This is a genomic window from Streptomyces sp. NPDC012474 (assembly GCF_042955185.1).
Classification (GTDB): domain Bacteria; phylum Actinomycetota; class Actinomycetes; order Streptomycetales; family Streptomycetaceae; genus Streptomyces; species Streptomyces cahuitamycinicus.
Window position 1 is genome coordinate 101689 of sequence record NZ_JBIBEP010000018.1, and the last position, 15385, is coordinate 117073.

Here is a 15385-nt window from a genome sequence, read left to right on the forward strand (position 1 = left end):
ACACCCCTGCCTGACCGGGCGGAGGCTTCCCGCCGCCCGGCCCCCACAGCAGAAGGAGACCGCGTGATAGGCCGACCCCGCAGCCCCCGCCCGTCCGGCGGCGGCACCCCCGTCCGCCGCTCCGTCCTCGGCGCGCTCGCCGGCATCGCCGCGCTCCTGGCGACCGGCGTCACCGCCGCACCGGCGAGCGCCGCACCGGACCCCGGCGCGACGACCGCCTCGGCGCAGGAACGCGCCCTGGCCTTCTGGACCCCGCAGCGGATGCGCGAGGCCACCCCGCTCGACCTCCTCTCCGTCGACCGCTCCGACGTACGGGCACCGGCACCGCGCACGGGCAAGGCGACCGTCGTGGCCCCCAGCGCGCCCGCCTCCGCCACGGGCCCCCTGGCCTTCCCGCACAGGGGCGGCCCCTGGTCCGGCGGGGGAGCGGTGACCAAGACCGCGGGACGGGTGTTCTTCAGCTACCAGGGCCGCACCGCGTCCTGCTCCGGCAACGCCGTCACCAGCGCCAACAAGAGCACCGTGATCACCGCGGGCCACTGCGTGAAGATGGAGGGCGCCTGGCACACCAACTGGGTCTTCGTACCCGGCTACCACGACGGGCAGCGCCCGTACGGCACCTGGGCCGCGTCCAAGACCCTGTCCACGCCGCAGTGGACGGCCAGTGAGGACATCAACTACGACATCGGCGCGGCTGTGGTCGCCCCGCTGGACGGCGAGAAGCTGACCGACGTCGTCGGCGGGCAGGGCCTGGCCTTCAACACCGGCTACAACAAGGCCATGTACTCCTTCGGCTTCCCGGCCGCGGCGCCCTACGACGGCGAGAAGTTCATCTACTGCAGCGGCACCACGACCCGCGACTTCCTGCTGTCCAATGACCACGGTCTGAGCTGCAACATGACCGGCGGCTCCAGCGGAGGCCCCTGGTTCACCCAGTTCAGCGAGGCCACCGGCACCGGCCTGCAGTCCTCGGTGAACAGCTTCAAGTACAACTTCCTGCCGAACGCCATGTACGGCCCCTACTTCGGCGCGGACGCCCAGAACCTGTACCAGAGCGCCCAGTCGTCCTGACCCACCGCCCCACCGGGAGCCGGGTGCTCCGCCCCACCGCGGCGGAGCACCCGGCTCCGGGGCCGTTGACCGGCTGTCGGAGCCTCGGGCCGGAGCGTCGGCGCCGGCTCGGGCGTCGGCGGCGGAGCCGGGACAGCGAGACGGCCCGCGGCCGGCCGGCGGCCCCGACCGAGGGCGCCTCCCCACGACTGCGCCAGGCAACCACCCGCCTCCTCGACATGCAGGGCTCCGGCCCGCCATGAGCGGAACCGGCCGCAGAGGACCCGCACCGGCGATTTTCGTCCACGTGCGGTCATGTACCGCGTGTCGCCCGCCCGACCGGTCCACACTGGACCCATGCGCGTGGTGATCATGACGGCTGGATCGCGCGGCGACGTTGCGCCGTACACCGGGCTGGGCGCGGGGCTGGCGCGGAGCGGGCACGAGGTCACGCTGGCCACCCACGGCCTGTTCGAACCCCTGGCCGCCGGAACGGGGGTGCGCTTCCATCCGACCCCGGTCGACCCGCACGCCGTGTCCCACTCCGACCGCGGCCGCGGCCTGCACGCCAGCACCACGGGCCTCGGCAAGCTGCTGCGTGTGGCGTCGATGGCCCGGTCCGCGGCCGAGGAGATGACCGACTCCCTGGTCCAGGCGGCCCGCGGCGCGGACATCGTCCTGGCCGCCGGAGCCGTCGCGCCGCTGGGCCGCGCCATCGCCGAGGGACTGAACCTGCCCAGCCTGGGCCTGTTCCTCCAACCTCAGCATCCGACGCGCGAGTTCGGCGCGCCCATGCTCGGCGGACGCTCGCTCGGCACGGTGGGCAACCACCTGGGCGGACGAGCCGTCCTCTCCGCCGTCGACCGGGTCTTCACCCAGGCCATGCACCGGCTGCGCACGCGGCACGGCATGGCGCCGCGCAGCCCCTCCGCGAGCCGCCGGGCCCACGAGCGGGCGCACTGGCCCGTGCTGCACGGATTCAGCGAGCGGGTGGTGCCTCGCCCCGGGGACTGGCGCCCCGGGCTGGACATCGCCGGGTACTGGTGGCCCCACGACACCCGCACCCTGCCCGGCGAACTGGAGGAGTTCCTGGCCGCCGGGCCACCACCGGTGTTCGTCGGACTGGGCAGTGCCACGGTGTCGGACCCCGGGCACCTCAGCGCGGAGATCGTGCGTGCCCTGCGGACAGCGGGACTGCGCGGCATCGTTCAGCAGGGCTGGGCGGGCCTCGCCACCCACAGCGACGACGATGACGTGATCACCGTGGGCGACGTGCCGCACGCCCCGCTGTTCCCCCGCACGGCCGCCGTCGTCCACCATGCCGGAGCCGGCACCACCGCCGCCGTCCTGCGCGCGGGCGTCCCCACGATCCCGGTACCGGTGCAGTTCGACGGCGGCTTCTGGGCGGCGCGCCTGGTCGTCCTGGGGACGGCCCCGTGCGCCGTCCCCCTGCGGCGCCTCACCGCCGGCACCCTCGCCCCCGCCCTGCGCCGCGCCACGGGCGACCCCCGACACCGCGGCCACGCCCGGGAGCTGGCCCGCGGCCTGGCCGAGGAGGACGGCGTGGCCCCGGTCCTGGCCGCGCTGGACCGTCTCACGTCGTGACCGCCGCGCCTTCCCGAGACGGCTTCGCGCGCTGTGAGCGGGCCTGCATCCCGATCGCCACGGGAGCCGCGGTGAAGACCGAGGAGTACGTCCCGACGGCGAGGCCGATGAGCAGCGCCAGGGCGAAGTCCGTGAGCGAGGAGCCGCCCAGCAGGGCGAGCGCGGTGAGCATGAACGCCGCGCCCATGCCGGTGTTCACCGTGCGGGGCAGGGTCTGCAGGATCGCCTCGTTCACGACGCCGGAGAACGGCAGCCCGGAGCCGCGCCGGTCCAGTTCCCTGACGCGGTCGAAGAGGACGACGGAATCGTTGACGGAGTAGCCGATGACGGTGAGCAGAGCTGCCAGGAACACCCCGTCGACGGGCTTGCCCAGCCAGGCGAAGACCCCGAGGAGAATGACCACGTCGTGGACGAGGGCGACGACCGCGGCGGATCCCAGCACCCAGCGGAACCGCGCCGCGAGGTAGACGAACTGCGCCCCCAGGGCGACGGCGAGCGCGATCAGCGCGCCTTGGCGCAGCTCCTTGCCGAGGCTGGGGCCGATCAGTTCGTCGCGGACCTTGTCCGCCGGGCCGGCGAGGTCGCGCAGGGTGCCGGTGACCTTTGCCTCTTCGGCGTCGGTCAGGTGATCGGTACGCACCGTCAGACCTGTGTCGCCGGACGACTGCACCACCGCGCCCGGGAACCCGGCGTCGGCGAGGGCGGCCCGGACCCGGCCCGGATCGACGGGGCTGCTGGTGGAGTACTCGATGAGGCGACCCCCGGTGAACTCCACGCCGAGGTCGACGCCGCGCGCCGCCAGGCCCGAGCCGGCCAGCACGAGTACCGCCGCGGAGGTGGCCAGCCAGCGGCGCGGGCGGCGCATCAGGAGCGGGTTGCGGCGGGTGAGGCGGTCGCGAACCACGCCGGTGGTGGCGACGCCGGTCAGCCGGGGGCGACGGCGGACGCCCGGTCGGCTCACGGCGAACTCGGCGAGCAGCCGACTGACGACCAGGGCGCTGAACATGGGCGGCCACCCGCCACGAGCAGCACGGCGAGCACCCGGGCCCGCGCGGACACCTCGGCGTCTGCGGCCGGAGCGTGGACGTCACCCCCTGCCGGGTCACATCCGTCGTCGGCGCGCGTCTCGTCGTACCGGTGCTGTGCCGCCGCCGCGGTCGCGGCCGCCACCTCCGGGCCCGCTGGGCCGGGCGACGGGGCGGCGATACCGAGTGCGGCGAGCACCGTCAGGAGAAGGAGCGCCGGCAGCGCCGCGATACGGGAGCGGGGCCGAGTGCTGCTGACAACGGGCGCTGTGCGCGCGCTGTGGTGCACCGTCGCCCCCCCCTCTCGTCGTGGCGTGTCGGCCGGGCCCGGCTCCCGGTCAGGGTTCGATCAGTCCGGCGCGGATCGCGTAGCGGGTCAGGTCGAGACGGTCGCGCAGGCCGAGCTTCTGCAGCAGGTTGGCGCGATGGCGCTGGACGGTCTTGATGCTGATGAACAGCAGATCGGCGATCTCCTTGGACGAGTTGCCCTCGGCGACCAGCTTGAGGACCTCCTCCTCGCGGGGCGTGAGAATCCGGTCGGGGTCTTCCTGGCCTTGGCGGGCACGGTCAAGGTAGTTGCGGATCAGGGCGGTGACCGCGCCGGGGTACAGGAAGGGCTCGTCCCGCATGGCGGCCCGGCAGGCGGCGACCAGGTCACGGTCGGCCACCGACTTCAGCACATACCCGCTCGCGCCGGCCTTCAAAGCCTGGAAGAAGTACTGCTCGTTGTCGTGCATGGTGAGCATCAGGATCCGCAAGCCCGGCCTGGCGGTGGCCAGTTCGCGGGCGGCCTGCAGACCGGTCAGCCGCGGCATGGTGATGTCGAGCACGGCCAGGTCGACATCGCGGGTGCGGGCCAGCTCGATGGCCTCGGCCCCGTCACCGGCCTCGGCGACCACTTCGAGGTCCGGCTGCTGGTCGAGAATGAGCCGCACACCGCGGCGCACCAGTGCGTGGTCGTCGGCGAGCAGGATGCGGATCGTGCTCGCATCTGCCGGAGCGGGCATGGCCGTGTCGGGCATGGTCAGAACTGCTTCCTTGCGAGGGGCGCGGTGAGCTGGACCCGGGTGCCGGACCGGGGTGCCGGGGTGATCTCGAGGCTGCCCTCGACGAGCAGGGCCCGCTCGCGCATCCCGCGGATGCCGGCGCCTTCGCGGGGTGCCTCGATGCCGCTGCCGTCGTCGGTCACCGTCAGCACCACGCCGTCGTCGGCCCGGCGCAGGGCGACGGTGACCCGTCCGGCGTCCGCGTGGCGGGCGACGTTGGTCAGGGACTCCTGCGCGATGCGGTAGAGAACCAGCTCCGTCTCCGGATCCAGCGGGGGCAGGTCGGCGTCGAAGCGGCGCGTGACCAGCAGCCCGGTATGGGTGGCGAAGTCCTCGCTGAGCGAGGTCAGCGCGCTGACCAGGCCCAGATCGTCCAGCACGCCGGGCCGCAGCCGGCGCACCAGGCGGCGCACCTCGTCCAGGCTCTCCCGGGTGATCTCCTGAAGTTCCTGCAACTCCGCGCGCTGCGGCTCCGGGGCGTCGTCCGCGCAGCGCTTGAGTCCCAGCAGGATCGCGGTCATGCTCTGGCCGACCTCGTCGTGCAGTTCCTGGGCGATGCGCCGGCGCTCCGCCTCCTGGGCCAGCAGGGCCCGGGCGCTGCTCGCGGCCCGTTCCTGCTCCAGCCGCTCCAGCATGGCGTTGAACGTACGGATCAGCTCGGCGACCCCGCCGCCGCCGGAAGCGGGCAGGCGCTGGCCGGGGCGCAGCAGGTCCACGGTGGTCATCAGCTTCGTGAGCCGGTCCAGCGGGGCCAGACCGAACCGCAGCAGCGCGGCGTTCGCGACGAGCATCACGGCCAGGCCGCCGACCAGAATCACCGCCTCGGTCAGCAGCACCGGCACCGAGACGGTCACCGGAGCCAACAGCAGCAAGGCCGTGGCCGCGCCCAGCACCACGGCGTTGAGCGCGAAGATCCGCCAGAACAAGGACACCGTCCCCGCGCCTCCCCTTTTACGAACTCTGTCTCACCTCCACTGTCGGGCATCGCGGAGCCCACCGCGTTCGCGGGCCGGGCGTTCGAGCAAGCCTGCGGCCAGGCTGCCCCTTCCCGCGCGTCCCGTCCATGGGACCCAACCCCCATTTCCCCGGGCACGCACCACCCATGGCGCGGCCGCATGGGTCCCTCGCACCGGTGCAAATGGGGCCCGCGCCCGATGGGTATCCGCCGCGGACCGGGCCAGGCTGGAACTCACACGACCACCCGACAGCGGACGGGCGGCCCGGCCACGTCGCCGGGCCGCCCGCCGCGCATGACCGACCCGCGCACCCGCCGTCCGCCATCGAGAAGAGGGACCGACCATGTCGCTCGAAGTCACCCGCACCGAGCCCCACCCGCACGAGGCGCGCCGGCGCCTGGAACACGCCCGCACCTCCCGCCTGGCCCAGCTGCGCGCCCTCGATGCGACCGAGCGCAGCTCGGACGATCACCTGCTGTCCGCGCAGAAGGCCGCGATGGAGCGGGCGCTGGAAGAGATCGAGGAAGCCTTCACCCGCATCGACGACGGCACCTACGGCATCTGCGTGGGCTGCGCGAAGCCCGTCCCCCCGGAACGACTCGAAATCCTGCCCCACACCAGCCACTGCGTCGCCTGCCTGCGTCGCACCGCCTGACCCCGCCCGTACCGACCTCCTACGCCCTGCCGCAAAGGGGTGACGTGGTGAACCACCAGACCGTCGACGAGAGCACGACGCACCTGTCGGCCGAGGATCTCGCCGCTCTGCGCGAGAACCTCCACGAGCAGCGCCTCTTCCGCCGGGAGCAACTGCGCCTGCTCGCCGCACCGGTGGCCTCCCGGGCCGAGGACCGGCTCCGGCAGCGGGCCGCCGCGCAGATCGAGGTCCGCGTCAAACTCGCCGCCTCCGCCCGCATGGTCCTCACCGACGTCGAAGCGGCCCTGGCCCGCATGGACGAAGACTCGTACGGCGCCTGCCACCTGTGCCGGTGCCCGATCGAACGGGAACGGCTCATGATCGTGCCGCAGGCCCGCTACTGCGCCCGTTGCCAGCAGGTCAAGGAGGCGCAGCCGTGACCGGCGCCCACGACCTGTCCGGCGACGCGGCCCGTCACCGGCCGTGGTCCCTGTGCCGGCGCTGCTGCATCGCCCTGGACATGGGCAGCGCCCGCACCCGCGTCTGGCTCGCCGGCAAGGGCACGGTCGTCGACGTGCCCACCGTCACCTTTGGCGGCGCCGGAGCGATCCACCCCGTCCAGCGCGGCACCATCATCGACACCCCGGGGTGTTCCCGGATGCTGCGGCGCCTGCTCGGCAACCGGCTGCCCCGGTTCACCCGCCCCGTGGTCATCGTGACCACTCCCGTCCTGGACGGCGTCGCCTACCGTGCCCGGGCCCGTGCCGCGGTGGAGGTGCTGCGGCCGCGCAGCGTCCTGACCGTCCCCAGTGCCCGCGGCATCGCCCTGGCCGCCGACGCGGACATGTCCCGGCCGCTGGTGGTGGTGGACATCGGCGCACACCTCACCGAGGTGGTGCTGCTGTGCGACGGCGCCGTCACCGACGCGCACCGCACGGCTCTGGGGACCAGCGACCTCGACGAGGCGACCACGCCCGAGCAGATCGTGGAAGCGGTGGTCACGATGCTGACCGCCGTGCGCCGCCACGACCGCACCTCGCGCACCGCCGGCGCCCAGCGGCGCGGCATCCTCGTGGCCGGCGGGGGAGCCCTTCGCCCCGAGATCACCTACCCCCTCACCGCTCGCGCGAAGGCACCCCTGCGCATCGTCCCGTCCCCGCACACAGCGGCCGTCCGCGGCGCCGCAAAATTCCTGCAAGCCGTCCGCCCGCCGTCCGGTCCGTGGCGAGGCTGCCCGTGTGCCGGCCAGGTGCCGGTGGTGCGGCAGGTGCGGTGAGCGGGGTGTGACCTGATGGGTCGGACCGGTTCCCGAGGAGCACGTGTGATGCACGGCGGCGTGGCGGAGGAGATCGAGCGGTCGCGGGCCGAGCCGGGGGAGGGCGACATCGCGATCGGCGGCGCGACGCTCGCCGCCGGGGCGGTAGGGAGCTCAGCGGGGCCGCGCGCCGTAGCCGTCAGCGGGGGATGCCCACGGCGTCCAGGTACTGGTGCATGGACTGTGCGGGGAGGCCGGGGTTGCTCAGGGCCCAGGAGGAGAGCTCCGGGTCCTCACAGCACTCCAGGACGAGGCCGACCGGCAGGGCGGGGTGCGCGGCGGCCATGCAACGCACCCGCTTCTCGGGGTCGGCGAGCAGCCGGACCACCACGGCGGCCGGAGCCTGCCCGTCGAGTCCCACCAGCCATCTCCTCTCCGGGTCCGGGTCGTCGGCGAAGCGCCGGCCCGCGCCCGCACGGGGGAAGTCGGGGTGGCCGAGCAGAGCGCCCTTGGTGATGACCTCGCAGTCCAGGTAGGTCTGCAGCACGATCTCACCGTCGACGGTCGGCTGGTTCTCGCACAGCAGGAGCCTCACCGGGTAGTCGTCGTCGTGGGAGAGCAGTTCGACGGCGTCGGCGGGCAGGTGCGGGCTGCACGCGGCGCTGCGGCGCAGCAGGATGTGGGCCGACCGGGCGCATCGGCGCAGCCGGTCCGGATCGGCGCAGCGGAGCACCCACTCGACAAGTGACAGTCGGTCGTCCGGGCTGATGGTGATGTCGACGGCGGCCCGTTCGGTCTCCGTCAGCTCGGGTCGCACCGACACGGCCAGCCGGACGCTGTGCGCGTCGTCGTCGGCCAGCGTCCGGACGAGTTCGATGGCCACGCCGAGGTTGGACGCCAGCTCGCGACGGTCCGCCTCGTCGCTGCTTGTCGCCAGCCGTTCGGCGGTCGCCGTGCTCATGGCGCCGTAGCGGATCACCTCCTGCCGGGTGAAGGAACCGAGGTCCGCGTCGAGCAGCAGGTCGGTGCAGCCCGCGTCGTCGCGGCAGGCCTCCAGCACGGCTGCCCTGCGCACCTTCTCGTCGGCGTCGTGGAGGAGACGGTTCCGGGTGGTGCCGGGCAGCAGGGACCACTGGCGGCAGGCTGCCTGCCGGAGCTCCGCGTCCTGGTGGTCGGCGAGACCGGCTACCAGGTCCGGAGCCGTGAACCGGCACCTGGCCGCGCCCCGGCGCACCCGTGCTTCGCGGTCGGCGAGCAGGCGCTCCTGGGCGGAAACGGGAAGGGGCTCCACGGGGACCCGGAACCAGTCGGGTCCGTAGGCCAGGGCCTCGCGCACCCGTGCGTCGGGATCGTCGATGAGGCGGGCGCGTTGCTGCGGCGTCACCGACGGGTTCGCGGCGAAGGCCGACCGCAACCTGTGGTCGGGGTGCGCGACGATCCCGTCGACCACCTCATCGGGCAACTCCCGCCACGCCAGGGCGTCCCAGGCCCCGATGGCCTCCTCGTGCAGCAGCCGGGTCAGTACCTCGACCGGTGCCGCCGGGTTGCGCGCGATGGCATCGATCGTCTTGCGGTCAGGACACTCGTCGCCCATGGTTCCCCCCTGTTCGCCGGCGAACGACGCAGGCCCGCAGATTGTGCTCGTGTCGTGAACGCGAGGTCAACGCCCGTGATCACACCCGTCCGGGCACCGGTTACACCCTCGTCCGGCGGTCGGGCAGTCCGGGCGTCCCGCAGGGGTGTGCTCGTCGGTGCCGCCGGCTCTTGGCCTTCGCCCTGCGGTGCCAACGGGCGTCGGCCGCGGGGGATTCGGCCGGACGAGGGCTGGTTGTTCGTCGCTGTCGCTGTCGCTGTCGCTGTCGCTGTCGCTGTCGCCGTTGCCATCGCCGTCACCGTTGCCGTCTCGGTCGCGACCGCGGCCTGACGCCCGACGCCCGCGGAGAAGACGCATACGCCGTTTGACGGATTCGGCGGTGACCTTGCCGGGCAGGGGGCTAAAGAATGTCATGAGCACGACTGCCCTTTCCCCACAAGGAGGTCGATCATGCACGTCCGCATGCTGACCGGCGGCCTCGCCGCTGCCTGTCTGGTGTCGTTGTCCCTGACGGGTGGCCAGGCGGTGGCCGCCATCCCCCGAGCCGCGGATGCCCCGTTCGCCGCCCGTGTCCTGACCTATGACGCCGGCGGTTCCGCGGAGTTCAGGAGCGCCGTCAACCGGGGCGCGGCGATCTGGAACGAGAGTGTCGACACCGTCGAGCTGCGGCCGGTCGCGGCCGGGCAGCGAGCGAACATCCGGGTCCTCGCGGACAACGGCTGGCCGCGCGCCCTGCCCACCACCCTGGGCAACGGCACCGTGTACATCGGGCGCCAGGCCGTCGACCAGGGCTACGACACGATCCGCATCTCGTCGCACGAACTCGGGCACATCCTGGGTCTGCCGGATCGCAAGCCCGGACCGTGCTCCAGCCTCATGTCCGGCTCCACCGCGGGCACTTCGTGCACCAACCCGTACCCGAACGCGGCGGAAAAGGCGGCGGTCGAGCGGAACTTCGGCGGCGTGCTCGCCGAGCGGGGCGTGCGGAGGTGATCGTGGACTGACGCGTGCGGCGGCACGCGTGAGAACGGTCCCCACTCTCGCTTGACCGCTCACCGTCGATCAGCAGCGGCAGCAGCCGCTTCGGGCCCCCGCGGAAGAGGTCTCCCCGCTGTCCGGCCGACGGTGAGCCGCGGCGCCTCATTCCTCGCGGGCGCGGAGTCCGGCCACGCGGTGGAGGGCGTCGCGGCACGCGAGGACGGCGGGATGCCGGCCGCGGCCCTGACGGACGACCGTGAAGACAGGGCGGGTGCGCCGGTCCCGCCTCAACTGCCCGCTGCCCGGGCCATGGTGCTCCACTGCATGCCACCCGCCCCCTCGTCTGGCTGGGCGGCTGCGTGCTCCTCCTGTCCAAGGCCGGGCCGGTCCTCCACGAGCTGCGCCCCCACCAGGTGCTCGGGCCGACCACGGGCGTGGTGCCGCAGCTTCGGCCTCGCCGCTGCCGGCCTGCCCGCTGACGCGGCGGCCGTACGAGACCGGTGACATTGCCGGTCCCCGCACGGTGTCCGGTCACCGACAGTGGCACGGCCAGCCCGACGGCGGTGCCCACCGCGGGCACGCGGCGGACGCCCCAGGTCCCGCGTGCCCGCGAACGGCCACCCGCCACGACCGAGAGGACGACTCGTCGTGCAACTCCACCCCCACACCGGCTCACCCGCCCGCACCCGTGACTCCCTCGGCCGCCGATTCCGGCACCGCGCCGGACGCCTGGCCGGTGCCGCCGCGGCCCTCGCCCTCGCCGTCGGCCTGGGACCCCTGTCCGGCCCGGGCGCCCACGCGGCCGGCAACCCCTTCGAGCGCGGCCCGGCCCCCACCACCTCCAGCATCGAGGCGGTCCGCGGCCCGTACGCCGTGTCGCAGACGTCCGTCTCCTCGCTGTCCGTCACGGGATTCGGCGGCGGCACCATCTACTACCCGACGAGCACCAGCGACGGCACGTTCGGCGCAGTGGCCATCTCGCCCGGCTACACCGCCTACGAGTCGTCCATCGCCTGGCTCGGACCGCGCCTGGCCTCCCAGGGCTTCGTGGTGTTCACCATCGACACCCTCACCACGCTCGACCAGCCTGACTCCCGCGGCCGCCAGCTGCTGGCCGCCCTGGACCACCTCACCCAGCGCAGCTCGGTGCGAGGCCGCGTCGACGCATCGCGCCTCGGCGTCATGGGCCACTCGATGGGCGGCGGCGGCAGCCTGGAGGCGGCCAAGTCGCGTCCGGCCCTCCAGGCGGCGATCCCGCTGACCCCGTGGAACCTCGACAAGACCTGGCCCGAGGTCACCACGCCGACCCTCGTCTTCGGAGCCGACGGAGACTCCATCGCCCCCGTCTCTTCCCACTCCGAGCCCTTCTACTCGAGCCTGTCCTCCTCGCTGGACCGGGGCTACCTGGAGCTGAACTCGGCGACGCACTTCACGCCCAACTCGTCGAACACGACGATCGCGAAGTACAGCATTTCCTGGCTCAAGCGGTTCATCGACAACGACACCCGCTACGAGCAGTTCCTGTGCCCGCTGCCCCGGCCGAGCCTGACCATCGAGGAGTACCGGGGCAACTGCCCCCACGGTTCCTGACACCCCGCCCCCGTGCTGCGGAGCCGCGGCAGCGAGGGGCCCGGCGGCGGGCGTGTGCGACGCGTCGCCGCCGGGCCGTGCCGGGGCACATGCGAGACGGCCGGCCGTTGGGCCGGGGCACAGCGCGTCACCGGGCCGGACCCGGTCAACGCGCAGGTGGGGCCGGGGATCCGCCCGCCGGGAGGCGCGGAGTTCAACCTTCCGGTCTTCCTTACGCGCGAGTAACCTCCGTTGGGTGACACGAGACGGAAGCAGGGTGCGGACGGATCCCCGGGCGGGGAGCCGGTACGGACGGGACGCCGGCCGGTCGTCCGCGGAGGACCCCGGGCACGCCGAACTCGCACGCGGCCGAAGGCAGTTGTTCGACGGTTCGGTCGACGACGCCCGCGAGACCCTGCTGCTGGCCGCGTCCCTGCTCGACGGCGGTGCCCCGGACGGGGCCGAGACCGCACGCCTCTGCGCGGCGGACGCCGCCTGGGCGTCGGGTGACGTCACGGCCTGTCTGGCCGCCCTCGACAGCGCGGACAACCCGGGGCCGGCAGGCGGGCACGCCGCACCGGACCCCGTCACGGCCGGCGATCCGGCCCGCGGTCCCGGCGCCCGGGCGGCCGGCGGGGACGGCGGCACCCCGGCAGGGGTGGGCGACGTCGGTGGGTCGCCGTCGTCCGACGGCATCGGTCTCGGTGGCTCGGCGGCCGGCGGGGGCGGTGGCGCTCCGGCGGGGGTGGGCGACGTCGGTGGGTCGCCGTCGTCCGACGCCATGCATGTCACCGCCTCTCCCGCCGGGGGCGGGCAGCCGCAGTCGCCCGTTCCCGGACCGGGGCCGGGGCGGGACCGCGACTCCTTCCTCCGGGACTACCGCGACGGTATGCGGGCCCTGCTGGCCCGGCGGCCGGAGCACGCCACCGGTCCGCTGCGTCGCGTACTGAGCCACGTGCGCCACGACGACCCGCCGGAGCGGCTGCTGCGCGCCGCGTCGGCGGCCCTGCTGCTGGGGGACGTCCACGCCGCCCGCGCCGCCGGAGCCCGCGCCCTCGCGGTCGCCCGCACCGCGGAGTGCGTCGCCTGCGAAGCGCGGGCCCTGGAGTACCTGGCGTACGGCGAACTGCGCGCCGGCCGCCACGCGCAGGCGCGCGCCCACGCGGAGGAGGGCGTGCGCGCGGCGCTGCTGGCCGGCCATCGCAACACCGCGGCGAGCCACCACGCGATGCTCGCCCTGGCCGCTTCGATCGAGGGCGACACCGCCGCCGTCGCCGGATACGCCTCCGCCGCCCTGGCCACCGCCCGCCGCCACGGCCTGGCCCAGGCCGCGACCCTGGCCGAGTGGGCCACCGCCCGCGCCGACCTGGCCCGCGGCCGCCCCCTGGACGCCGCCGACCGGCTCGGCCCGCTCGTCGGACCCGGCCCCCGGCGTGGTCACTTCGCCGTCTGGATGCTCGCCGTGCCCTGCTTCGTCGAGGCCGCGGTACTCGCCGGGCAGCCGGAGGACGCCCGGGGGCCCGTCGGCGACCTCGCCCAGTGGGCGGCCTTCGGCGCCGATCCACACGCGTCCGCCCAGCTCGCGCGATGCCGAGCCCTGCTCGCCGCGGACGACCGCGAAGCCGACGACCTCTACCTGCGGGCGCTCGCCCTGCACGACGGGCCGGGCGGCGACTTCGAACGGGCGCGGACCGAGCTCCTGTACGGCCGGTGGCTCCGGCGCCGCCGCCGGCTGCGGGAGGCCCGTGGCAGGCTCGGCGCCGCTCTGGTCGCCTTCGAACGCTGCGGCGCCGGCGCCTGGGCCGACCAGACGCGCGGCGAACTGCGCGCCCACGGAGCCGCTTCCGGGAAGGAGCCCGCCGCGGGACTCGCACGGCTGACACCGCAGCAACTGCGTATCGCACGCCACGTGGCCGAGGGCGCCACCAACAGGGAGGTCGCCCAGCGGCTCGCCGTCAGCACCCGCACCGTCGACTACCACCTGAGGAATGTCTTCGCCGCCCTGGGCGTGCGCTCCCGCGTCGAGCTGGCCCGCATGGTCGACCAAGAGCACCCCTGAACCCCGGGAAATGCCGGCGACCGCACGGAGAAGACACCGCACGACTCTGGGGACCGACCGGACGGTATGCCATTCTTCCAAGCAGCACTACACGGGTGACGACGCCGAACAGGGCAGCGCACCCGCCGGACGCCGCTGCGCCCGGACGGCACGGGGGCTGCCGTGGGGCCGAAGCCGGGGGAGGACCGCCATGCATCCTGCCGCACGCACACGTACGTCGTTCCGCGCCGGGCCGACACCCGTCCCGCAGCCGCGGTCCCGGCGGATCCGGTCGCTGATCGACGCCGACGCGCTGCGCGTCCTGCACCGGGCCGCCCGCGTCCTGCTCGACGGCCTGCCGGATCTGACCGACCGGCTGCTGGCGGTCCTGCGCGAGCAGGAACCGGCGTACCGGGCGGCGCTGGAGAACGACCACGCCGCCACCTGGCAGGAGGTCTACCGCTCGCTGCGGCACAGCGTGACCTCCCTGCTCGACCCGCGTGGCACCCGCGAGGCCGCCCACCGCTGCACCTGGCGGATCGGCGTCGCCAGGGCCGAGCAGGGACTGCCGCTGGACGCCCTGCTGCACGCGTTCCGGCTGGGCGGGTCCCTGGTCTGGCAGCGGCTGGTCGAGGAGACCACCCGCTCGGAGCCCGAGGACATCCGGCTGCTCGTGCACGTGGCCACCGACGTGTGGAACTTCGTCGACGAGCACTGCACCGTCGTCGCGGACGCCTACCGGCAGGCCGAGCGGCAGCTTGCCTGGCGGCGCGAGAACAGGGTGCGCCTGCTCGCAGCGGCGCTCCTGGAGGGGACGAGCCGGATAGCGGACCTGCCCGAGACGGCCGAGAGACTGTGCCTGCCGGAGCACGGCCGGTACGTCGTCGTCGCGGTCGCCGGAGGCCGACCGCAGGACCCTCCGCCCGGCGGTGGCGCCTACTGGCACGCGGGAGCGGAGGTGGACCACGGCATCGTCCTGGTCGGCGACGAGGGGGACGGCGAGGCCGACCGGGACCCCCTCGCGGCACTGACCCTGTCCACCGACGGCTCCGCGGTCTGCCGGATCGGCGTCGGCAGCGCCGTGACGGGTCTCGCCGCCGTCAGCGACGCCCGGCGCCTGGCCGACCTGGCCCTGAGCATCTGCCCGCCCGACGGCGGCACGGTCCGGCTCGGCGAGCATCTGCCCGAGGCGCTGGTCGTCTCCTGCCCGGAACTCGGCGCCACCCTCACCGAGAGGGTGCTCGGCCCCCTGCTGCGCCTGGAACCGGCCGACCGTGACGTCCTGCTGGACACCCTGGTCGCCTGGTTCGCCTGCGAGGGCTCCGCCCAGCGCGCCGGTGAACGGCTCTACTGCCACCGGAACACCGTTCTGAACCGGCTGCGCCGCTGTGAACAGCTCATCGGCCGCTCCCTGGCCCGTCCGCACGACGTGGTGGAGATCAGCCTCGCCCTGACGGCCCGACGGCTCCTGCGCGGCTGACCGGACTTCCACCGGCGCCGCGGCGCCGGTGGGCGAATCTCCCCGGCGCGCACCTCGCAGGGTCACGCCGCGCGCGTCCCGCCGGTCCCTCAGCCAGGGCAGCGCCGCCACCGCCTGCCGACGCCCCGCGGCAGCGCCCACCCCTGCCCGGCATC

At 74.2% G+C, this 15385-nt stretch carries 12 protein-coding genes and 3 pseudogenes; 10 read left to right on the forward strand and 5 right to left on the reverse strand.

The genetic code is table 11. The annotated features are described in order from the left end of the window. Nucleotides 1–63: 63 nt before the first annotated feature. Together ACFY9S_RS31620 and ACFY9S_RS31625 are read left to right on the forward strand one after the other, a co-directional pair. Entirely contained in the window at nucleotides 64–1071 is a 1008-nt protein-coding gene (locus ACFY9S_RS31620; RefSeq protein WP_391135110.1) for a trypsin-like serine peptidase, read from the forward strand. 336 nt (nucleotides 1072–1407) lie between these two features. Continuing rightward, a complete protein-coding gene (locus ACFY9S_RS31625) occupies nucleotides 1408–2655 on the forward strand; it encodes a nucleotide disphospho-sugar-binding domain-containing protein (RefSeq protein WP_391135113.1) in 1248 nt (415 codons plus the stop codon). Here the strand turns inward: ACFY9S_RS31625 and secF are convergent. The 4 genes and pseudogenes from secF to ACFY9S_RS31645 form a co-directional block, all read right to left on the reverse strand. Next, nucleotides 2645–3661 (reverse strand): annotated as a pseudogene (secF, locus tag ACFY9S_RS31630) (protein translocase subunit SecF); the annotation flags it as partial. The gene ACFY9S_RS31625 and the pseudogene secF overlap by 11 nt on opposite strands. Next, nucleotides 3613–3969, reverse strand: coding sequence for a hypothetical protein (locus ACFY9S_RS31635; protein ID WP_391135116.1), 357 nt, complete (start codon nucleotides 3967–3969; stop codon nucleotides 3613–3615). The pseudogene secF and the gene ACFY9S_RS31635, both read right to left, overlap by 49 nt. Before the next feature lie 49 nt (nucleotides 3970–4018). Beyond that, complete coding sequence (locus tag ACFY9S_RS31640) at nucleotides 4019–4702, reverse strand: response regulator transcription factor (RefSeq protein ID WP_102914085.1); 684 nt, start codon at nucleotides 4700–4702, stop codon at nucleotides 4019–4021. A 2-nt stretch (nucleotides 4703–4704) separates the two neighbouring features. Continuing rightward, complete coding sequence (locus tag ACFY9S_RS31645) at nucleotides 4705–5658, reverse strand: histidine kinase (protein ID WP_391135120.1); 954 nt, start codon at nucleotides 5656–5658, stop codon at nucleotides 4705–4707. A gap of 367 nt (nucleotides 5659–6025) precedes the next feature. Between ACFY9S_RS31645 and ACFY9S_RS31650 the strand changes: the two genes are divergently transcribed. The 4 genes and pseudogenes from ACFY9S_RS31650 to ACFY9S_RS31665 all read left to right on the forward strand — a co-directional run. After that, complete coding sequence (locus tag ACFY9S_RS31650; RefSeq protein WP_391135123.1) at nucleotides 6026–6337, forward strand: TraR/DksA C4-type zinc finger protein; 312 nt, start codon at nucleotides 6026–6028, stop codon at nucleotides 6335–6337. 44 nt (nucleotides 6338–6381) lie between these two features. After that, on the forward strand, nucleotides 6382–6756 hold the full coding sequence (locus ACFY9S_RS31655) for a TraR/DksA C4-type zinc finger protein (protein WP_391135126.1): 375 nt from the start codon (nucleotides 6382–6384) through the stop codon (nucleotides 6754–6756). 80 nt (nucleotides 6757–6836) lie between these two features. Beyond that, nucleotides 6837–7592 (forward strand): rod shape-determining protein, encoded by a 756-nt coding sequence (locus tag ACFY9S_RS31660; RefSeq protein ID WP_391135335.1) that lies wholly within the window; start codon nucleotides 6837–6839, stop codon nucleotides 7590–7592. Nucleotides 7593–7631: 39 nt separating this feature from the next. After that, nucleotides 7632–7796, forward strand: a pseudogene (locus ACFY9S_RS31665) (dihydrofolate reductase); the annotation flags it as partial. On the opposite strand, the gene ACFY9S_RS31670 reads toward ACFY9S_RS31665, so the two are convergent. Beyond that, complete coding sequence (locus ACFY9S_RS31670) at nucleotides 7771–9165, reverse strand: hypothetical protein (protein WP_391135129.1); 1395 nt, start codon at nucleotides 9163–9165, stop codon at nucleotides 7771–7773. The pseudogene ACFY9S_RS31665 and the gene ACFY9S_RS31670 overlap by 26 nt on opposite strands. 450 nt (nucleotides 9166–9615) lie before the next feature. Here ACFY9S_RS31670 and ACFY9S_RS31675 point away from each other — a divergent pair, with 450 nt between their 5' ends. The 4 genes and pseudogenes from ACFY9S_RS31675 (at nucleotide 9616) to ACFY9S_RS31690 (ending at nucleotide 15230) form a co-directional block, all read left to right on the forward strand. Continuing rightward, nucleotides 9616–10158, forward strand: coding sequence for a snapalysin family zinc-dependent metalloprotease (locus ACFY9S_RS31675; RefSeq protein ID WP_391135132.1), 543 nt, complete (start codon nucleotides 9616–9618; stop codon nucleotides 10156–10158). Nucleotides 10159–10791: 633 nt separating this feature from the next. Further along, the gene (locus ACFY9S_RS31680; RefSeq protein WP_391135134.1) at nucleotides 10792–11733 is read left to right on the forward strand and encodes an alpha/beta hydrolase; all 942 of its coding nucleotides are present in this window, start codon (nucleotides 10792–10794) and stop codon (nucleotides 11731–11733) included. Between the two features lie 796 nt (nucleotides 11734–12529). Next, nucleotides 12530–13771, forward strand: a pseudogene (locus ACFY9S_RS31685) (LuxR C-terminal-related transcriptional regulator); the annotation flags it as partial. A 190-nt stretch (nucleotides 13772–13961) separates the two neighbouring features. Further along, entirely contained in the window at nucleotides 13962–15230 is a 1269-nt protein-coding gene (locus tag ACFY9S_RS31690; protein WP_391135137.1) for a helix-turn-helix domain-containing protein, read from the forward strand. Nucleotides 15231–15385 lie beyond the last annotated feature (155 nt).